20 protein-coding genes and 1 pseudogene are annotated in these 18,533 nt (G+C 61.9%); 1 reads left to right on the top strand and 20 read right to left on the bottom strand.

Going from position 1 to position 18,533, the window contains the following annotated elements; translation table 11 throughout:
- Positions 1-56 precede the first annotated feature (56 nt).
- The 13 genes from V6767_RS05495 to V6767_RS05435 form a co-directional block, all read right to left on the bottom strand.
- Complete coding sequence (locus V6767_RS05495; RefSeq protein ID WP_448472523.1) at positions 57-746, bottom strand: GntR family transcriptional regulator; 690 nt, start codon at positions 744-746, stop codon at positions 57-59.
- A gap of 105 nt (positions 747-851) precedes the next feature.
- Positions 852-1,241 carry a cupin domain-containing protein gene (locus tag V6767_RS05490; RefSeq protein WP_448472522.1) on the bottom strand — a complete coding sequence of 130 codons (390 nt, stop codon included), beginning with the start codon at positions 1,239-1,241 and terminating at the stop codon, positions 852-854.
- A gap of 4 nt (positions 1,242-1,245) precedes the next feature.
- Positions 1,246-2,142, bottom strand: a complete 897-nt coding sequence (locus tag V6767_RS05485; protein WP_448472521.1) for an NAD(P)-dependent oxidoreductase — start codon at positions 2,140-2,142, stop codon at positions 1,246-1,248.
- Between the two features lie 92 nt (positions 2,143-2,234).
- Complete coding sequence (locus V6767_RS05480) at positions 2,235-2,648, bottom strand: carboxymuconolactone decarboxylase family protein (RefSeq protein ID WP_448472615.1); 414 nt, start codon at positions 2,646-2,648, stop codon at positions 2,235-2,237.
- A gap of 38 nt (positions 2,649-2,686) precedes the next feature.
- Positions 2,687-3,562 carry an NAD(P)-dependent oxidoreductase gene (locus V6767_RS05475; RefSeq protein ID WP_448472520.1) on the bottom strand — a complete coding sequence of 292 codons (876 nt, stop codon included), beginning with the start codon at positions 3,560-3,562 and terminating at the stop codon, positions 2,687-2,689.
- Between the two features lie 65 nt (positions 3,563-3,627).
- Entirely contained in the window at positions 3,628-3,954 is a 327-nt protein-coding gene (locus V6767_RS05470; RefSeq protein ID WP_448465476.1) for an NIPSNAP family protein, read from the bottom strand.
- A 109-nt stretch (positions 3,955-4,063) separates the two neighbouring features.
- Positions 4,064-4,867: an N-acyl homoserine lactonase family protein gene (locus tag V6767_RS05465; RefSeq protein WP_448472519.1), complete on the bottom strand. Its 804-nt coding sequence runs from the start codon at positions 4,865-4,867 to the stop codon at positions 4,064-4,066.
- Between the two features lie 79 nt (positions 4,868-4,946).
- On the bottom strand, positions 4,947-6,164 hold the full coding sequence (locus tag V6767_RS05460; RefSeq protein WP_448472518.1) for an ABC transporter substrate-binding protein: 1,218 nt from the start codon (positions 6,162-6,164) through the stop codon (positions 4,947-4,949).
- 28 nt (positions 6,165-6,192) lie between these two features.
- Positions 6,193-6,903 carry an ABC transporter ATP-binding protein gene (locus tag V6767_RS05455; protein WP_448472517.1) on the bottom strand — a complete coding sequence of 237 codons (711 nt, stop codon included), beginning with the start codon at positions 6,901-6,903 and terminating at the stop codon, positions 6,193-6,195.
- Positions 6,890-8,671 (bottom strand): branched-chain amino acid ABC transporter ATP-binding protein/permease, encoded by a 1,782-nt coding sequence (locus tag V6767_RS05450; RefSeq protein WP_448472516.1) that lies wholly within the window; start codon positions 8,669-8,671, stop codon positions 6,890-6,892. Before V6767_RS05450 ends, V6767_RS05455 begins: the two co-directional genes overlap by 14 nt.
- Entirely contained in the window at positions 8,668-9,633 is a 966-nt protein-coding gene (locus tag V6767_RS05445; protein ID WP_448472515.1) for a branched-chain amino acid ABC transporter permease, read from the bottom strand. The genes V6767_RS05450 and V6767_RS05445 overlap by 4 nt, the downstream gene beginning before the upstream one ends.
- Complete coding sequence (locus V6767_RS05440) at positions 9,630-10,994, bottom strand: MmgE/PrpD family protein (RefSeq protein WP_448472514.1); 1,365 nt, start codon at positions 10,992-10,994, stop codon at positions 9,630-9,632. The genes V6767_RS05445 and V6767_RS05440 overlap by 4 nt, the downstream gene beginning before the upstream one ends.
- 67 nt (positions 10,995-11,061) lie before the next feature.
- Positions 11,062-11,802 (bottom strand): SDR family NAD(P)-dependent oxidoreductase, encoded by a 741-nt coding sequence (locus V6767_RS05435; RefSeq protein ID WP_448472513.1) that lies wholly within the window; start codon positions 11,800-11,802, stop codon positions 11,062-11,064.
- A 289-nt stretch (positions 11,803-12,091) separates the two neighbouring features.
- On the opposite strand from V6767_RS05435, the pseudogene V6767_RS05430 reads away from it, so the two are divergent.
- Positions 12,092-12,560 (top strand): annotated as a pseudogene (locus V6767_RS05430) (ISAs1 family transposase); the annotation flags it as partial.
- 194 nt (positions 12,561-12,754) lie between these two features.
- Here V6767_RS05430 and V6767_RS05425 read toward each other — a convergent pair.
- From V6767_RS05425 to lpdA, 7 genes are all read right to left on the bottom strand, one after another.
- Positions 12,755-13,504, bottom strand: coding sequence for an ATP12 family chaperone protein (locus tag V6767_RS05425; RefSeq protein WP_448472512.1), 750 nt, complete (start codon positions 13,502-13,504; stop codon positions 12,755-12,757).
- On the bottom strand, positions 13,501-14,166 hold the full coding sequence (locus V6767_RS05420; RefSeq protein WP_448472511.1) for an HAD-IA family hydrolase: 666 nt from the start codon (positions 14,164-14,166) through the stop codon (positions 13,501-13,503). The genes V6767_RS05425 and V6767_RS05420 overlap by 4 nt, the downstream gene beginning before the upstream one ends.
- Position 14,167: 1 nt before the next feature.
- Positions 14,168-15,157 (bottom strand): RluA family pseudouridine synthase, encoded by a 990-nt coding sequence (locus V6767_RS05415; RefSeq protein WP_448472510.1) that lies wholly within the window; start codon positions 15,155-15,157, stop codon positions 14,168-14,170.
- Positions 15,158-15,218: 61 nt separating this feature from the next.
- Positions 15,219-15,599 carry a fluoride efflux transporter CrcB gene (crcB, locus tag V6767_RS05410; RefSeq protein WP_448472614.1) on the bottom strand — a complete coding sequence of 127 codons (381 nt, stop codon included), beginning with the start codon at positions 15,597-15,599 and terminating at the stop codon, positions 15,219-15,221.
- A gap of 29 nt (positions 15,600-15,628) precedes the next feature.
- Positions 15,629-16,603 (bottom strand): lipoyl synthase, encoded by a 975-nt coding sequence (gene lipA / locus V6767_RS05405; RefSeq protein ID WP_448472509.1) that lies wholly within the window; start codon positions 16,601-16,603, stop codon positions 15,629-15,631.
- Positions 16,604-16,748: 145 nt separating this feature from the next.
- Positions 16,749-17,000, bottom strand: a complete 252-nt coding sequence (locus V6767_RS05400; RefSeq protein ID WP_448472508.1) for a GlsB/YeaQ/YmgE family stress response membrane protein — start codon at positions 16,998-17,000, stop codon at positions 16,749-16,751.
- Between the two features lie 72 nt (positions 17,001-17,072).
- Positions 17,073-18,518: a dihydrolipoyl dehydrogenase gene (lpdA, locus tag V6767_RS05395; protein WP_448472507.1), complete on the bottom strand. Its 1,446-nt coding sequence runs from the start codon at positions 18,516-18,518 to the stop codon at positions 17,073-17,075.
- Between the last annotated feature and the right edge of the window lie 15 nt (positions 18,519-18,533).

The following is an 18,533-nucleotide window of genomic DNA, read 5'->3' as shown; positions in this document are numbered from 1 at the left end:
AATTTGCGGCGCGGTTTGTGAGCTCTGGTGCTCGACAGCAATGAGGGCGACCGAATCTAGGCTTCGGCGTCCACCTCGTCACGTTGCTCTTTCAACAGTTGAAGCGCGACAACGCAGGCGTTCTGGACGTGAAGAGAGGCAATCCTGGCGGCTTCCTCCGCATCGCGCTTTTCCAGCGCGGCCGCGAGAGCGTCGATCTCGGCAAGGCTTTCATCAATGCGCTCGGGATGCATCAGCGAAGTCGCGCGCAGGATGTTGATCCGGGAAAACAGGCTTTGCAGTACTTCGCGGGCGAGGTTGTTGCCGCAGTTTCCGAGCATGATGCTGTAAAGGCGGCTCTTGGCTTCCAGCACCTCCGCCTTGTCACCGGACAGGGCGTGCTCGCGAAGCGCCTCGGCGCCCTTCGAAAATTGCCTTATGGCTTCATCGGAGCCGTTGAGCGCAAATTCGCGCGCGGCAAACCCTTCAAGCACCCCGCGCAGAGCGTATAGCTCCTTCGCCTCTTCCAGCGAAATGACGGCGACGACGGGTCCCTTGTGCGGAACGATCTCAAGCAGCTTCTCGGCTTCCAGCTTGCGCAGGGCTTCACGCAGCGATGTGCGGCTTACGCCAAGTTCCTCGCACAGTTCGCGCTCGACAAGGCGCGCGCCCGGCTTGTACCGGCCGGACGTGATTCCCTGACGGACTGCGTTCTCGATCTGTCGACGCAATGTGTCCGGTTGCAGCGCTGTCCCACGTGAACTCATCAGGCCTTCCCGTATTACATTATGACCATCCGCCAATTAACACGAAACACCGCTGCGCAACAAGCTTTACGCGGCACACGTCACCCTCGCACTCTGGCGAAAACGCTACTTCCCAGCGGCCTGATAGTCGGTCTCGCCGACCTCTTCGAGCCAGTCGGTCTTGCCGATCGAAATGGCGGTGTGCAGCAGATAGCTGTCGGAAGCCGCGCCGTGCCAGTGCTTTTCGCCGGTGGCGATCCAGACCGTGTCTCCGGCCTTGATCTCCTGTGCGGCCTCGCCTTCCTTGCAGACCCAGCCCTTGCCGGCGATGACGGTCAGGACCTGGCCGGTCTCGTGGGTGTGCCAATAGGTGCGCGCGCCGGGCGAAAAGAACACGTTGTTGATGACGACGCCATCCGTTGGCGGCATCACGGGATCGGCGTGAACCGTTCCGGTGAAAGTATCGGATTTGACTTCCGATGGAGCGCCAGCCTGCCGGCCATGGAAAATCTTCATATCTTCAATCCTCTTCGTGGAGACGAACTTTGCCGGAAATGTCGCCGATGGCATCGACGACGCGATTGCTTATGACATCGCCATAGCCGAGCGCGGTTGCAAGGCCGAAGCTTGCCATCGGCCCGGACGCGTTCAGCGAAGAGACGCCGAGTTCGTGCAGCAGGTCGCAATAGAGCAGCACGTCCTTGGTCATAAGTTTGGAGGTGAGCCCGCCCTCCAGGTAATCTCCATCGACGATCTTCGGAAAACGGTTCAGCGTCGCGAAGTTCACCCCGCTGCTGGCGTTCAGTACCTCGAGCAGGCGATGGAGATCGAGACCGGCCTTCTTGCCGGCGACCATCACTTCCGCCGTGGCTGCCAGACTGACGGCATTGAGAAAATTGTTCAACAGCTTGGCGGTGTGCCCCGCCCCGCTTTCGCCCATCACGATGACCTTCTTGGCGATCAGCGCGAAGACCGGCTCGAGCCGTCCGATCGCCTCCGCATCGCCGCCGACCATCAGGGTAAGCGCGCCCTTTTCGGCCGCCGCCGCGCCGCCGGAAATGCCGGCATCGACATAAAAGGCACCCTTCTCAGCGAATTTCGCCGCGATCCGCCGGGTGGAGGCGGCAGACGCCGTGCTCATGTCGGCGACGATCTGTCCAGGGCGAACGTGGTCCAGCAAGCCGCCCTCGCCTTCCACCACCTTCTCGATCACCGTGCTGTCGGGCAGGGAGAGAAAAATGATGTCGGTCTCTTGCATGATCTGGCGAGCGGAGGACGCCCGCTTGGCTCCGAAGCGTCCAGCGGCGGCCTCGTCCATATCGAAGCCTAGCACCTCGACGCCGCCCGCGACGATGCAGCGGGTCATCCGCCCGCCCATGTTTCCAAGTCCGATAAACCCTACCGTATCAATTGCCATATATAGCGACCCTTGCTGAACCTGCTGTTTTCAAACGGCGCGACGGCCGCACCGGCCGCCGTTCCGTCCCGATGAAAGAGTGACGCGAGACCTTATTCCGCCGAACCGCCCTGTTTTTCCTGCTCCGCGGACCACTCCTTCAAAACGGCGCTGGCGGTTCGGAAGGCCGAGAGCGCCGCCGGCGCGCCGCAATAGACCATCGCCTGCAACAACACCGCCTGGATTTCCTTCGGCGTAACGCCGTTGTTGAGCGCGCCACGGACGTGGACAGCCAGCTCATGATGCTGGTTCATCGCGGTCAGCATCGCAAGGTTCAGCATGCTGCGGGTGCGGAAAGGGAGCGTTTCATCACCCCAGACCTCGCCCCAACAGTATTCGGTCACAAGCCTCTGTGCCGGACGGTTGAACGAATCCGCGTTTTCCCACGACTTTTCAACATGCGGGGCGCCCAGCACCGCCTTGCGGTTCCGGAACCCTTTTTCGAACATTTCGCTTTCACTCGGCATGGCATCCAATCTCCCCCGCTCCACGCGGTCGTCATCTTTCATTGCGCGTCTTCCGAAAGAAGACGGTACATCTCGGTGTGATCGGTCGTCGGCGAAACCCCTTCGGCAACCCGGTGCCAGGTATCGATGCCATAGGCCCCGAAACTCAGCGTGTAGCCGACCGATTCAGCAAGCTTGCCTGCGATCGAAAGGTCCTTGTCCATCAGCTTCAGCGAAAAGCCGGAGCCGAACGTGCCCGAAAGCATGAATTGCTTGACCTTGTTTTCGGAGGTATTGCTGCGGCCGCTTGAGGCATTGAGCACATCGGTCATGACGTCTTCGGCAATACCGAACCGCTTGGCGACATGCAGTGCCTCGACCGTGATCATCAGCCCACAGGCCGAGACCAGATTGTTGAGCGCCTTGGCAGCGTGACCGGCACCGGCGGGACCGATGAACAGGATCGACTGCCCCATGGTTTCCAGGAGCGGCCGGGCGGCATCCATCTGCGCCTGGTCCCCGCCCACGAGAATTGCCAGCGTGCCGTTTTCCGCCCGTTTGACGCCGCCGGAAACCGGCGCATCGAGATAGTGAAGTCCGCGCCCGGCAAGCGTCGCGGCGAGTTCGCGCGAGCGCACCGGCTCGGACGAGCTCATGTCGATCACCAGAGCGCCGGGCTTCAGCCGATCGGCCCAGCCACTCTCCAGCAGAACGGACTCCACGATGGAGGAATTCGGGAGCATGGAGATCAGGACGTCGAGGTCTTTTGCCGCCGTCTCCGTCAGGGGCTCGGCGGACAGCTTTGCGCAAATCTCGTCAACGCGCGCCGCGTCCGCGTCCGCGACATATAACGCATAACCGGCTCCCGCGATGCGCGCACACATCGGCGCACCCATCATGCCCAGTCCGATGAAGCCTATTTTCTGAACGCTCATGACAAACCCGCCTCGCGTTTGAAGGACCACAATTCCATATCCGCTATGCCCTCTCTGGCGACACGTCAGCGCAAGGCCGAAAAGTCGGTCGGCGCGAGAAAGCTGTTCTCGACCCGGGCGACGATGGGCGCGTTTCGTTCGGATTCAGCGCGCGCGGCGATCCAGTCGGGATCGGACTGGAAAGCGTTCCAGCGTTCTTCGCGCTCGGCCATGCTCTCCCATTTCAGCAGATAGGTGAGCGCATGATTGTCGGGGCCGACGACGGTGGTCCAGAAGCCGATCTGCTCGATGCCGTACTTCTCGAAAAAGCCGAGCGTCGTTGACCGGAAACGGTCCAGAAGCGCAGGCAGGCGGGTCGGCGCGCAATAATAAATCCGGAGCTCCACGATCATTCGACAGTCCCTTCTCTTGATTGGGTAGGAGTCTATTTTTGCTATGACATTCCGTCAATAATACAAAATCATCTCGGGCGTTTAAGTCAGCCTATTTCACAGACTGAAACTATCGCTCCTGCGGTCGCTCGTCCTCATCCAGCCTCACGGCGAAGGCCGCGGTCTGCTCGCTGAATGAAGGATAGCGGTTCATCACCGCGGGATCGTGTCCCGGCACAATGTGGCTGTCCCTCCCGGCCAGTTCCTTCAGCCGATGGTAGCCAACGACCGTGTCGGAAACGCTGTCGCAGGTCGGAAACACCCGGCCGGTCTGGAAGTGCTGGTAAAGATGGCTGGCGTCAGACGCGAGCACCACCGGACCGCGTTTGGTCTCCACCCGCACGCATTGCAGGCCGCGCGAGTGGCCGCCGATGTGGTGAACCGTGACGCCCGGAAAGAGCTCGCGATCGCCCAGGCAGAACGACACCTTGCCGGCATAGGTGCGCCGGACCATGTCGACGACATCGTCGACCTCGTAGGGGTGATTGAGGAAATGATGGCACATGCAGGGACCGGTCGCATAACGCATCTCGCTTTCCTGCATGTAGAAGCAGGCATTCGGAAACAGCTCGTTATTGCCGGCGTGGTCGTAATGCATATGCGTGGTGATCACATGCTCGACGGCATTGAAATCCACGCCAACGGCGGTGAGCGCGGTGTGCACCGGCGTGATGAGCTCACGTCCCCGCCGCGTGCCCGATTGCGCGTTGAACCCGGTATCGACAACGATGGTGCGCGCCTCGTTGCGGATCACCCAGACATAATAGTCGATCGGCATCGAGTGGTCGTGGGCATCGCCGCCGATGAAGTTCTGCGACGCCGGACGGTCGTTGCGGGCGTATTTCAGGGCCAGGATTTCGTATCTGTCGCTCATGCTGCTCTCACTTCAACAATTCATCCCGCCCGCGCGGGAAAACGCGTCCGGCGATCACCCGACCGCCGGACGCAGGATACTACTTCTTCGGCCAGCTCGGCTGCGAAAGCGCCAGGTCTTCCGGGAACACGGTGACCGGAACGCCATCCTGCCACTGGATGACAGTCAGGCTGGCGCCTTCGCGGCGGCCTTTGTCGTCAAAGCTCAGCGTGCCGCCCGGATAATATTCGGCCGGTCCCGCATCGAGTTCGCGCAAGGCATCGCCGAGCGCGGCGCGATCGCGGCTGCAGCTCTTTTCCAGTGCTTCCTTGAAAAGCCAGATATCGCCATAGGTGGATACGGCGTTCTGGGTCATCCATGGTTCGCCGTAGACGGTGTTGAGCCGTTCGATGAGCTCCTCCTGCCCCTTCGTCCCCCAGTTGGCGACCGCCGACATCACGCCTTCCAGCATTTCCGGCGGCATGGTGTTCAGCACCTCCGGCTCGGCGATCGCGATGCCGAAGGAGATCACCGGAACCTGAACCCGGAATTCCTTCATCTTCTCCAGGATCAGCTTGCTGTCCGAAATCACGGTCGGCAGGAAGAACAGCAGGTCCGGGCGCTTCTGGCGCACCTGCTGGACCAGCGAGGTGGCATCAGCCAGCGGCGGGGTGAACACTTCCTCCAGCACCACTTCGAGGCCGACTTCATCGAGCAGGCCACTCGTCATGCGCTCGACGGAGGACAGCGACGCGGCGGTATTGTCGGTGACGATCGCGACCGTCTCGGGCCGCTTGCCGGTCTGTTCCTCGGCGAGGTCCAGAATGATCGGCAGGGCAAGCTGCGCCTGCACGCCGGCCGTCGCCGAGGTCTGGAACACGTTCTTGAAACCGCGATCGGTGATGAGGTCGGAATAGGACAGCGTCAGCATCGGCAGATTGGCCCGCTCCGTCACCTCGGTCACGGCCAGCGTGAACGAACTGAGATAGGCGCCAGTGCCGCCCACCAGTTCCGGATATTCGGCAACCATGCGCTGGGCGGCATTCGTGGCCTTCTCGACGGTATCGCCGGAATCGATCACGACGAGCTCCAACGGGGCGCCGTCCAGGCAGGAGATGCCGCCGGCTTCATTGACGTCCTGCACGGCGAGCTCCGCGCCCATTTTCATGACCGTGCCGGGACGGGCGTAGATGCCCGATGTCGGCGCGATCAGGCCGATCTGGATCGGCTTTTCCTGCGCAAGCGCGGGGATGCCGGCCATCGCGGCCGTGCTTGCCGCAAGGGCAAAAGCGAAACTCTTCTTCAACTGATTAGACATGTTTTCCTCCTCCTTTGTTCAGTTCTGTTTACATTCCGAGATAGGCTTGGCGGATACGGTCATCGGCCATCAGCGTATCGCCGTCTCCTTCCAGAACGATGCGACCGGTTTCGAGCACATAGCCGCGATCGGCAAATTGCAGCGCCTCCGCCACGCGCTGCTCGACAAGCAGGATGGCAAGGCCGAGGTCACGCCTGATCTCCATCAGCTTCTCGAACACGAAGTCCGCTATCGACGGCGCAAGCCCCATGGACGGCTCGTCGAGCATGATCAGCTTGGGCGACGATGCGAGGCCGCGCCCGATGGCGAGCATCTGCTGCTGGCCGCCGGACAGCGTGCCGGCATACTGTCCGGCGCGTTCCTTCAGCACCGGAAACCAGGTATAGATCCGCTCCAGGTTCGTCGCCCATTCGTCCCGTCCGGCCTTGGGCACCGCGCCCATTTCGAGATTTTCCAGAACGGTCATCGAGGGAAACACCTGCCGACCCTCCGGGACATGGGCGATGCCGAGATGCGGCCGCCGCGACGGCTCAAGGCTCGAAATGTCCTCGCCCTCGAAACTCAGCCTGCCGCCGACGGGCGTCAGCGTTCCGGAGATCGCCTTGAACAGCGTCGTCTTGCCCGCGCCGTTCGGCCCGACGACGGAGATGAACTGGCCGGCCTCGATGCTGATCGAAACGTCGTGCAGCACCGGAACACTTGCGGAATAGCCGACGGTGAGTTTCTCAATCTTCAGCATGGGCGCTCCACTTCTTGCCAAGATAGGCCTCGATGACATGAGGGTTCTTGGTGACTTCTTCGGGAGCCCCCTCCATGATCACCTGGCCATGGTCGAGCACCAGGAAGCGGTCGACCAGCTGCACCATCGCCTGCATCGTGTGTTCGATGATCGCCACCGTCATGCCGCTGGCGGAAAGCCGCCGGATCACCGCCACCACCTCGGCGGCCTCGTCGCGGCCGAGCCCGGCAAGCGTCTCGTCGAGAAGCAGGGTGTGCGGCTTGCCAGCAAGGGCGCGGGCCAGCTCCATCAGGCGGAGTTCCTTGGTGGTGAGTTCGCCGGCAAGACGGTCCGCGATCGCCGACAGCCCGACCTGACGCAGGGCATCGTCGGCAACCTCCGCCGCCTCGGCCTCGCTCCCGGCCCGCACATAGGCCCCGGTGCGAACATTGTCGCGCACGGTCATGCGCGTGAACGGACGCATGATCTGGAACGTGCGGCCAACCCCCGCCCGGCACAGGACATGCGGCTTGCTGCGCGCCATGTCATTGCCGTTGACGAAAACCTGGCCGGATGTCGGCGTCTGAAACCCGTTCAGAAGGTTGAAGAGCGTGGTTTTGCCGGCCCCGTTCGGGCCGATGATCCCGAGGATCATGCCACGGCGCACCTGGAAGCTGACATCCTGAACCGCCTTCAGCCCGCCGAAATTCTTCGACATTTTGCGCACGTCGAGAACGATGTCGGAGCCATCGGCAGCCGGCGTGAATTTCCGCGGTTCGACGGCGACCTCGTCCATCGGTTGCGTTTCAGGATGCGTCTCGGGCTCGCCCTTCTTCCGGGCCTTGCCCATCCAGTCGCGCACCTTCCAGAACATCCCCTCCGGCGCAAGCGTGATCAGCACCACGATCGCGACGCCGTAGACGACGCCCTGAATGCCGGGAAGAATGCTGCCGAGTTCGGCATGCAGGATTTCCGCGATCGGTATCAGGAAGCCCGCGCCGATGATCGGGCCCCAGAAGGTGCCGATCCCGCCGAACATCGCGACCGTCAGCGCCTGGGCGGACACCAGCATGCCGAACACGGATTGCGGCGTGATCACCAGAATGACCACGGCATAGAGCGAACCCGCCATCGCCGCGATCGCGCCGCTGACGGCGATGGCCCTCAGCTTCCAGCGCAGCGAGTCGATCCCGGCCGCTTCTGCCGCCGCCTCGTTCTGCTTGATAGCGATCAGCGCCATGCCGAAGCGGGAGGATTCGATCTTGCGCGACAGCAGCACCACGACGATCAGAAACGCCATCGCGATCAGCGTGTAGATACGCCCGTCGGAGAACTGCATGTAGGCAGCAGGATTTTCATGCACGCGCGGCACGCTGACCTCGGGAAAGCCGAGCCAGAGGAAGACGTACATGAAGGCCAGCGGATAGGCGAGCATGCTGAGCGCGAAATAGTGGCCGCGCAGGCGGAAAGTCGGAAAACCGATCAGGACGCCAAGTGCCGCGCCGATGACGCCGGAGGCGAAGAACATCACCCAGGGCGTGATCGACCAGTAGATCTGCGCCAGCACCGTGGCGAAGGCGCCCGCGCCGAAGAACGCGGCATGGCCGAAAGATATCAGCCCGGTATAGCCGCTCAGAATGTTCCAGCTCAGCCCGAAGGTCGCCCAGATCAGGATGAGCGTCAGCATGAGCTGGTAGTAGGAATTGGTCACGAACGCCGCGAGCGCCAGATAGGCGAGCGCCGGAACGATGAAATAGAGGAGAGATTTGCTGCCTGTCTTCATCATCATGTCCGATCCACATTGCGTCCGAACAGGCCCTGCGGGCGAAGCATCACCACCAGCAGGAAGCACACGAAGATGGTCGCGTTCTGAAGCTGAGTCGGCAGCACCAGCGTCGAAAACTGCTGCACAAGACCGATGATCATCCCGCCCCAGAAAGCGCCGATAATGCTGCCGATGCCGCCGAGCACGACGCCGGCATACATGATGATCACATATTCCAGGCCGACGAACGGGCTGAAGGGATAGCTGGTGGCGAGAAGTCCGCCGGCGATCGCGGTGACCGCCGTGCCGATCGCAAAGGCGATGCGGTGCGCCCGGTCGACATCAATGCCCATATAGGTCGCGGCTTCCGCGTTATCGGCGGCAGCCCTCAGTGATTTACCGAGGAAGCTGCGCTGGATGAGCAGCCACAACGCGATGATGACGGCGCTGGAGACCAGCATGGCGAAGATGCGCGACTTGTTGAAGAACAGCATGATCGGCATGCTCTCGCCGAACGGCTCCAGAACCCACGCCTCGCTTGAAAGCGGCGTGCGGATCGAAACCAGATCGGCCCCGACGAGGATCATCGCGCCGTTTTGCAGGATCAGCGCGATGCCGAGCGTCAGGATGAGTTGGGCGTAATGGCCATCGCCCTCCATCTCGATCGACTGCCGACCGGTGACCCGGCGGATCAGGAACCTATGGATCAGCCAGCCGAAGGCATACATGGCAGGCGCTGCGGCAATGACTGAGACATAAGGGCCGAGCCCGCTTCCGAACAGCGCCTGAAAGCCGAGCGCGGTGAACACGAAATAGGCGGCATACATGCCGACCATCATGAAATCGCCTTGGGCGAAATTGATGACCCGCATGATCCCGAAGATCATCGCCAGACCGACGCACATCAGCCCGTAGATCGCGCCGAGCGATACGCCCGTGATCAGGAGCTGGAGAACATTCTCGATGAAGAACTGGAAATCCGTCACGGGACGCCCTCCTCGGCGTTTGCGGCGGCAAGCTTTGCCACAGCGGCAAGGCTCGCGGCGTCATTCGCGACGAGCTGATCGATCGCGCGATCGAGGTCGCTTGCCTGACGATTCCCCAACCGCTCCGTCGCCACTTTCGAAAGCCGTTGGCGCACGAGACCGGGCGATGCCGAACGGATATCGTCCAGCGCTTCCTCGATCACCGCACCAGAGTTCGTCTCGATGCGCACCTTTGCGCCCTGACGGGCGGGAAAGGCGCTGTTGAGCGCGTCGGAAATCGACACACTGGTCATCCCGATCAATTCCGCGATCCTCGGGTCATCGAGCAGCGCATAGTTCGCCTCGGCGATCTCGCCGCGCGCAATCGCCGCCCCCATGCCGAAAAAGATGCTCATCTTGGCCTGCAGCGGCGTTTCAAAAGGCCCGCGATAGTTACAGCCCGGATAGTTGAGCGCGGCATCGTAGGTCGACAGATGGATGGCCTTGATGCTGTCGCCCTCGCCAACCTGTTGCGCTGCGGCCAGCGCCGCCTGGCACGGCGACTGGGCGAAATTGCAGGCCGGCACTTCCTTGTTGAACACCGCCATGATTTCGCATTCGCCCTCGGGATAGAGGACGATTTCGGAGGGCGCCTTCTGGCGGCCGAAGGCGGCGAACAGCCCTGCCACGCCGTCGATGGCGCTCGCCGAGCCCTGCGCGCCGAGCCGGGCCAGCCGAAGGGTCGAGAGCGCGTTGCGCGAGGCGAAGCCCGGATGAAAATACATGTCGTCCGCGCCGCTGTGCGGCCATTCGTTGAGACCGCCGGCGGAATTGATGGCCAACGCCATCGCGTTGACGGTGGTCTCTCTGTCGAGACCGAGAAACAGAGCACCCGCGAGCGTGCCGGAAAGCGGCCCGATCAGCCCGGTCGGACGGAAAAGCCGCGCCATTTCCGGCGTCATCAGCGCCCGGCCGACACGACCGCCGATCTCGTATCCGGCAATCGCCGCATCAAGCGGTCGTGTCGTGAGGTCCGCCGCCTCACCGGCAAGCGCAAACAGCACCGGCCAGATCACTACACCCATATGCGAAAGGCTGCCGGCATGCATGTCCTCGCGCACGAGACCGTGTCCGCGCACCGCATTGGCAAAGGCTGCATCTTCCGCAACAAATCCGCCTGCTTCGCCAACGATGGCGCAATCGCCGCTCCTGCCGGCAGCCAGCGCGAAGGATTGCCGGCTCCAGGGAAGGTCCGCCGATTCAATGGCGCATGACAGGAAGTCTGCGAGGCAGATCGCGGCCTTGGCGCGTGCAGCCTCGGGAAACTCGTTTTTCTCGAAAGCCTGATCGACCAGATCCGTCAATACGGTCCCTGCGGTCATAAAATATTCCCTCCCATTGGGTGTCGACCTCTTCTGTTTCAGCCGGCGTTTTCGGCTCGGGCGCTGGTCACGCCCCCTTGATCGTCATGCCGCAATCCACCTTGAGCGTGACCCCGGTGATGCAGCGGGCTTCGGTTGACGCCAGAAACGCCACCGCGCGGGCGACATCCTCCGGCTCGGCAAGACGTCCGAGCAGCGATTTCGCCGTCCGCTCCTCCCAGCCGCTGTCGGTGATCACGGCGGATGCACCGGGCGTGCGCACCGAACCTGGCGCCACCGCATTAACCCGAATGCCCCTTGGGCCGAGTTCGGCCGCCTGCTGGCGTGTTAGCGCGTCGAGCGCACCTTTGATCGAGGTGTAGACCGAGGCCGTGCCGATCGCGATCGACACCGCGATCGAGGATAGGTTGACGATGCTGGCGTGCTTGCTGTCCTTCAGAAACGGAATCGCCGCCTGGCTCGCCCAGAAGGTTCCCTTGAGGCCGACATCAAGCATGCGCTCGATCTTCTCGGGCGGAAAAACTTCCAGTTCGGCATAATGGAACGCCACGGCATTGTTGACGAGGATATCGAGCCCGCCGTCTTTCGCAAAACCATCGATCGCGGCCATGGTGGCCGCGCGATCAGAGATATCGCAATGCAGCGGCACCAGCCTGCCGCCCTCAGCCTCGTTCGCCATCCGCGACAAGGCTTCTCCGTCGATATCAAGCGCGCCGACGGTCACCCCCCGAGCGACCAGATCGAAGGCGATTGCGCGACCAATTCCGTTCGCGCCGCCGGTTACGACCGCACGCAACCCATCATGCATGAAAGCTCCTCTCATTTGGCGCGGTCTCCCGCCGCGCTTCAGCAATGTCTATCACAAAACTACAATAATACAATATGAAAATCCTGAGACTTTGGATCCGTCTACAGAATTGACCGATGCACCGGTCGACGCCCGATCAGCCGCCGGCCCATCGCACCAATAACGAAATCACATGGGATGAAAGCCCCGCTGCGCTCGGTTCTCCGAATCATTCTCAGCGCGGCGAACCGTCATTGCCGGGCGAGGACGCTTTGCCTCCCCTTTCCATTTTGGACAGCCTTTGCCCGTCATTGACGGCAAGGCCGTGCGCGGGGCCTACAAACGCGGCGACAAGGCTTCGACCCTGCATCTGGTCAACATCTGGGCAGCCGACCAGCGCATGGTCATAGGCCAGCAGCTCGCTTCGGGCCGCAGTGAAGTCAAAGGCGTTCTGCAAGCTCTTTCATGCTTGTCACCACTGGATGGGCTGCATCGTGACGGCTGACGCGCTGCATTGCAGGGCCGACACGGCCTCTGCCATTTTCAAGTCTGCGCCGACTATGCGCTTGCACTCGAGGGGAACCAAACCCGACAGAGCCGAAACCCAACGCGCCGTCATCGTCAAGAAAGGATCATGGGCCCCAGAACCTTTCGATCCTTCGCAAGCTCGCTCTCAACATCATCCGACACCACCCGGACAAGGCGTCCATCCGGCGAAAAATGAAAAAGCCGGATGGGACGATGCCTTCCTAATCTCAAGGATCGCTCATATGCGATAGCCCTGCCCTTGAGGTGGAGATGGCGCGAAAGCGACAGAGAAGGTAAAGTGCGTAAGCCCTGAAAGCCGCAGTCTCTGTGCTGCTCGGAGAGGGTACACCCTCCCTGCCCCTTTCGGGGCATCTCTCTAAAGGGGAGAGATTATGGGGCCGGACCGACGCGCGGCGCATCGCCGGCGCGCTGCCATCCGACGTTGCTACCCCAGCGCCACGAACAAATCATGCGCGGCCTTCATGTCCTCGAACCGCTTGGCGCGGCGGGCGGCGGCTTCGGCGTCTTCGCCCCAGTGCTCGATGGTCCAGTCCTCTTCCAGATTGGCGAGCGCCCAGGCCTCGTCCAGCGTCAAGCGGCGGCGCGCCAGCGCGAGCGTCACAAGGGCCGAGCCGGTGAGCGTGGTCATGACGTGGAGGCTGCCGAGCGCAAAGGGCGCGCGGTGACGGTCGAGCTCGCTACGGAAAGCCGAAACGCTTTCAGAGGGTTGCTCGGAAAACATGATCCCTTCCACGAGCACGAAACGCGCGCCGAATTCCTCCGCCATCCAGTCGAGCACCGGGTCCCAACGCTCCGCCTGACGGGCCACAAGCTCTTCAGGGCTTTCAGCGCGGTAGAACAGCATGTCGTTGCCGGCATAGGCGATGATTTCCTCGAACACCGCATCGGCATTCTGCGTCACGCCGTCGATCACCGTATTGGCAAGCCGCGTGACCGGCATTTTCGCCGGATCGATCACCTTTTCCTGCGCCTGCCATTCGGCACGCACCATTTCGGCCGCGTCTGCCGTCGGCAGGATCAGCGGATTGCGGCCGGGCGACTTCACCCCACGGCCATCGAGCTTGATCGCAAACCCATCGCCGTCCCGTTCGACGGTGGCGGTCTGATAGAATTTCTTCGGCAGTTCGGCGCGCATCAGTTCCTGCGAGCGGCGGATCGGATCGGTCTCGGTCATTGGGCGGTCTTCAGCACGAGTTTGAGGATATCGTCGGGGCTTTCGGCAATCGCGGAGGCGCCCGAAGTGGTCAGGTCCGTGGTTGCGCCATAGCCCCACGAGACGCCGATCGCATCGGCGCCTGCGGAGCGGGACATCTGCATGTCGTAGACGGAATCGCCGATCACCACGGTTTCGGCCGGCTCGATGCCGGTCTCCACGCAGCATTCCAGCACCATCGCCGGGTGCGGCTTGGAGGGGCAGTCGTCGGCGGTGCGCGACACCACGAACTTGCTGGCATAGCCATGCAGATCAAGCATGTGATCGAGTCCGCGCCGCGATTTTCCGGTCACGGCCCCGATCAGGAGATCATCCTGCAGGAAAAGCTGCTCCAGCATCGGCGCGATGCCCTCGAACAGCCGCTCCTGCATGGCCGGATCGGCGCGCACGATGGCAAACAGCGAGCGGTAATAGGCCATCATCTCGCGGCATTCCTCGTCCGGTCCCTCGCGACCGAGCAGCAGCGACATCGAGACATCGAGCGTCAGCCCGACAGTGGCGCGGGTCTTCTCGATGGCCGGAACGGGGTAGCCGAAATGGGTGAAGGTGCGCGCCATCGATTCCTGGATGATGGCGATCGTATCCACCAGCGTGCCGTCGCAATCGAACAATACAAGTTTCATGTTATTCCTTGTCGAGATCCTCGCGGTCGGCATCGAAGCCGAGCAGGTTCCAGCTTTGCACCATGTGCGGCGGCAGCGGCGCGGTGACCTTCAGCCGGCCGCCATCGGGATGGGGCACATCGATATGGCGGGCATGAAGGTGAAGCCGCTTCTGGATGCCGCCCGGAAACTCCCAATTGGGATCGTCATCGAAATATTTCGGATCGCCGATGATCGGGTGACCGATGTGATGGGCGTGGACGCGCAGCTGATGGGTGCGCCCGGTATAGGGCTCCATTTCCAGCCAGGCGAGATTGTGGGCCGCGGTATCGACCACGCGGTAGTAGGAAACGGCATGGTCTGCGTCCGGCTCGCCGTGCTTCGCGATCCGCATCCGGTCTCCATCCGGTGTCTGTTCCTTGACCAGCCAGGTGGAGATCTTATCCTCGCGCTTGCGCGGCACGCCCTTGACCAGCGACCAGTAGGTCTTCTTGGTCGTGCGCTGACGGAAGGCCTCCGTCAACGATTGCGCGGCCCGGCGCGAGCGGGCAACCACCAGCACGCCGGAGGTATCGCGGTCGAGGCGGTGGACAAGACGCGGTTTCTCGCCCTTCTTGTTGGTCCATGCCTCCAGCATCTTGTCGATATGCCGGACCACGCCGGAGCCGCCCTGCACCGCGAGGCCGGCCGGCTTGTTGAGCACGAACACCCGCTCATCCTCATGCAGCAGCATGCGCGACAGCAGATCGCCGTCCGATGAGTGCTTGAGGTCCCTGCCCGGGATCGGCCCGGATTTCTTCGGGTCGACATTCATCGGAGGAATGCGGATCATCTGACCGGGCTCGACGCGGGTATCGGTTTTCACCCGCCCGCCATCAACGCGGATCTGCCCGGAGCGCAGCAGCTTCTGCAGCGCGCCGAAACCGAGGCCCGGATAATGCTGCTTGAACCAGCGGTCGAGCCGCATGCCCGCCTCGTCCTGATCCACCTTGATATGTTCGATGCCTGCCATTTGAAAAACCTTTACGCTCAAGCGCAGGCTTCTATCGCATCGGGAGACGTAATGAAATGGGCTAAAATACCATTCGACCGATCATGAGGCCTGCGAACACGGCGATCAGCCCCAATGCGACGCTTGCGCCGATATAGAGAGCGGCCGGCAGGTAATCGCCGCGTTCGATCATGTTCATCGCATCCAGCGAGAAGGAAGAGAACGTCGTAAAGCCGCCAAGAAAACCGGTGACGAGGAACATGCGCATCTCCGCAGACTGGTTCAGGAGGCGCGCCACCGCCTCCACCAGAAGCCCGATCAGAAGCGAGCCCAGCACGTTGACGATAAACGTGCCCCACGGAAAACCGTGTCCGAAAAAGCGAATGGCAAAAACGCCGACGAGGTAGCGGCCGCTGGCACCAAGACCGCCGCCGATGGCGACGATCAGCGCATGGTTGAGCATTTGCGGCAAACGACTACCCCCGTTTCAGCCTATTCCGCCGCCACCATGGCAAGCTTCTTCTCGCGGTTTTCACGCAAGCGGGCGAAGTCTTCGCCGGCGTGATGCGAGGAACGCGTCAGCGGGCTTGCGGACACCATCAGGAAGCCCTTCGTATAGGCGACCGTCTCATAGGACTTGAACTCGTCCGGCGTCACGAAATTCACCACGCGGTGATGCTTGCGTGTCGGCTGCAGATACTGGCCGATGGTCAGAAAGTCGACATCGGCAGTGCGCAGGTCGTCCATCAGCTGGAGCACTTCGTTGCGCTCCTCACCGAGCCCGACCATGATGCCGGACTTGGTGAACATGTTCGGATCGAGCTCCTTGACCCGCTGCAAAAGCCGGATCGAATGGAAGTAGCGCGCGCCGGGACGCACCGTCAGATAGTTCGACGGCACGGTTTCCAGATTGTGGTTGAACACGTCCGGTTTCGCGGCCACCACGCGCTCCAGCGCGCCGGGCTTGCGCAGGAAATCCGGCGTCAGCACCTCGATCGTCGTTGCAGGCGAGGCAGCGCGGATGGCGAAGATCACCTTCTCGAAATGCTCGGCGCCGCCATCAGCCAGATCATCGCGGTCGACCGAGGTGATCACGACATGCATCAGCCCCATCTGGGCGACGGCCTTGCCGATATTTTCCGGCTCGTTCGGATCGAGCGCGCCGGGCTTGCCGGTCGCGACATTGCAGAAGGCGCAGGCGCGGGTGCAGATCTCGCCCATGATCATGAACGAGGCGTGCTTCTTGTCCCAGCACTCGCCGATATTCGGACAACCGGCTTCCTCGCAGACCGTGACGAGCTTGTTCTCCTTCACGATGCCGCGGGTTTCCTGATAGCCGCGCGAGACCGGCGCCTTTACGCGGATCCAGTCCGGCTTGCGCAGCACTTCGGTATCGGGCCTGTGGGCCTTTTCGGGATGGCGCACGCGCTTTTGTGCGTCACTTGTCGTATCGAGAAGCGTAACCATCTGTTCGTCCTTGACCGCCGGCGGGCCTCTCCGGCCCGGTCGACTTCGTTTTTCGTTAGACCGGATTCGTGGTGTTCGAACCCGGTCTATCTTGTTCTTGCGGCATTTTCGCGAATGTCAGGATTTCACCCGACAGCGAAATGCTCTAGCGCCGGATCAGACGTCCGACGAAAATCAGAATGACCGCGCCGATAAAGCCGGCGATCAGATAGCCCAGCCATCCGCCAAGGGCGATGCCGAACACGCCCAGAATTGCGTTGGCGACAATGGCACCGACAATGCCGAGGATGATGTTCATGAGGATGCCCATTTCGGACTTCATGAACTTCTCGGCGAGCCATCCAGCGATACCGCCGATGATGATGGCGGCAATCCAGCCTACACCCTGTTCTTCCATGTAATGCGTCTCCCTTTTTTGCTAGACGTCAAAGCAGGTTCTCTCGTTCCCGCTAACGATAACATAGAGGAATCATGCGTTAAGTACACGGCCATATGCGTCGAGCACGCTTTCCTTCATCATTTCCGAAAGCGTCGGGTGCGGGAAGATCGTGTGCATCAGCTCTTCCTCGGTGGTCTCCAGGTTCATGGCGACCACGAAGCCCTCGATCAGTTCGGTGACCTCCGCGCCGACCATATGGGCGCCCAGCAGCTCGCCGGTCTTCTTGTCGAACACGGTCTTGACCATGCCCTGGTCCTCGCCGAGCGCTACCGCCTTGCCGTTGGCAACAAAGTTGAAGCGGCCGACGCGGACCTCATGGCCGGCTTCCTTGGCCTTGGCTTCGGTGAGGCCGACAGAGGCCACCTGCGGATTGCAGTAGGTGCAGCCGGGAACCTTCAGCTTGTCCAGCGGATGGACGTTCTTTTCACCGGCGATCTTCTCGACGCAGATTACAGCCTCATGCTCGGCCTTGTGGGCGAGCATTGGCGGGCCTGCGACATCGCCGATCGCGTAGATGCCCTCGACATTGGTCTTGCAGTAGTCGTCGATGACGATGCAGCCGCGATCCGTCTTGATGCCGAGCTTTTCCAGCCCGATATTTTCGATATTGCCCTGAACGCCGACAGCCGAAATCATCTGATCGGCGGTGATCTTCTCGACCTTGCCATCCTTGGTCTCGACATGCGCGGTGATATTGTCCCCGCCCTTTTCGACCTTGGAAACCTTCGCTTCGAGCATGATCTTGATGCCGCGCTTTTCCAGCCGCTTCTGGGCAAACTTGGCGATCTCGTTGTCCTCGACAGGCATTACCTGCTTCATCACCTCGACCACCGTCACCTCCACGCCGAGCGAGCGGTAGAAGGAGGCGAATTCGATCCCGATCGCGCCCGAGCCCATGACCAGCAGCGACTTCGGCATCTTGGCGGGCTTCAGCGCATCGAAATAGGTCCAGATCAGCTTGCCGTCCGGCTCGATGCCCGGCAGCGCGCGCGGCCTGGCGCCGGTCGCGACGATGATGTGCTTGGCGTTATAGGTGCCGGGCCCCTTGGCGCCCTTCGGCGTCGGCGCCTGCGGCTCAACGACCTTCTTCTTGACCTCGGAGACGGTGACCTCGCCGGGCTTCGACAGCGTCGCCTCGCCCCAGATGATGTCGACCTTGTTCTTCTTCATGAGATAGATCACGCCGGCGTTCATCCGCTCGGCAATGCCGCGCGAGCGCTTCACGATCGCATCAAGATCGGCCTTGACCTGACCTTCGATAACGAGCCCGTATTCGTTGGCGTGATTGGTATTGTCGAACACCTCGGCGGATCTGAGCAGCGCCTTGGTCGGGATGCAGCCCCAGTTGGAGCAGATACCGGCCATGTGTTCGCGCTCGACGACGGCAGTCTTCAGGCCGAGCTGGGCGGCGCGGATGGCGGCGATATAGCCGCCGGGGCCGGCGCCGATGACGAGGACATCGTAGGTCTCAGACACGGTGTTCATCTCCTT

Source organism: Martelella sp. FLE1502 (assembly GCF_053484255.1).
Note: the sequence above shows the minus strand (reverse complement) of the source record. Positions and strands in the feature narration are given on the sequence as shown.

What these genes read in the sequence shown, in the direction of transcription:
- V6767_RS05495 (WP_448472523.1), bottom strand. Translation starts at nt 746, where the DNA reads ATGAGTTCACGTGGGACAGCGCTGCAACCGGACACATTGCGTCGACAG.
- V6767_RS05490 (WP_448472522.1), bottom strand. Translation starts at nt 1,241, where the DNA reads ATGAAGATTTTCCATGGCCGGCAGGCTGGCGCTCCATCGGAAGTCAAA.
- V6767_RS05485 (WP_448472521.1), bottom strand. Translation starts at nt 2,142, where the DNA reads ATGGCAATTGATACGGTAGGGTTTATCGGACTTGGAAACATGGGCGGG.
- V6767_RS05480 (WP_448472615.1), bottom strand. Translation starts at nt 2,648, where the DNA reads ATGCCGAGTGAAAGCGAAATGTTCGAAAAAGGGTTCCGGAACCGCAAG.
- V6767_RS05475 (WP_448472520.1), bottom strand. Translation starts at nt 3,562, where the DNA reads ATGAGCGTTCAGAAAATAGGCTTCATCGGACTGGGCATGATGGGTGCG.
- V6767_RS05470 (WP_448465476.1), bottom strand. Translation starts at nt 3,954, where the DNA reads ATGATCGTGGAGCTCCGGATTTATTATTGCGCGCCGACCCGCCTGCCT.
- V6767_RS05465 (WP_448472519.1), bottom strand. Translation starts at nt 4,867, where the DNA reads ATGAGCGACAGATACGAAATCCTGGCCCTGAAATACGCCCGCAACGAC.
- V6767_RS05460 (WP_448472518.1), bottom strand. Translation starts at nt 6,164, where the DNA reads ATGTCTAATCAGTTGAAGAAGAGTTTCGCTTTTGCCCTTGCGGCAAGC.
- V6767_RS05455 (WP_448472517.1), bottom strand. Translation starts at nt 6,903, where the DNA reads ATGCTGAAGATTGAGAAACTCACCGTCGGCTATTCCGCAAGTGTTCCG.
- V6767_RS05450 (WP_448472516.1), bottom strand. Translation starts at nt 8,671, where the DNA reads ATGATGATGAAGACAGGCAGCAAATCTCTCCTCTATTTCATCGTTCCG.
- V6767_RS05440 (WP_448472514.1), bottom strand. Translation starts at nt 10,994, where the DNA reads ATGACCGCAGGGACCGTATTGACGGATCTGGTCGATCAGGCTTTCGAG.
- V6767_RS05435 (WP_448472513.1), bottom strand. Translation starts at nt 11,802, where the DNA reads ATGCATGATGGGTTGCGTGCGGTCGTAACCGGCGGCGCGAACGGAATT.
- V6767_RS05425 (WP_448472512.1), bottom strand. Translation starts at nt 13,504, where the DNA reads ATGACCGAGACCGATCCGATCCGCCGCTCGCAGGAACTGATGCGCGCC.
- V6767_RS05420 (WP_448472511.1), bottom strand. Translation starts at nt 14,166, where the DNA reads ATGAAACTTGTATTGTTCGATTGCGACGGCACGCTGGTGGATACGATC.
- V6767_RS05415 (WP_448472510.1), bottom strand. Translation starts at nt 15,157, where the DNA reads ATGGCAGGCATCGAACATATCAAGGTGGATCAGGACGAGGCGGGCATG.
- crcB (WP_448472614.1), bottom strand. Translation starts at nt 15,599, where the DNA reads ATGCTCAACCATGCGCTGATCGTCGCCATCGGCGGCGGTCTTGGTGCC.
- lipA (WP_448472509.1), bottom strand. Translation starts at nt 16,603, where the DNA reads ATGGTTACGCTTCTCGATACGACAAGTGACGCACAAAAGCGCGTGCGC.
- V6767_RS05400 (WP_448472508.1), bottom strand. Translation starts at nt 17,000, where the DNA reads ATGGAAGAACAGGGTGTAGGCTGGATTGCCGCCATCATCATCGGCGGT.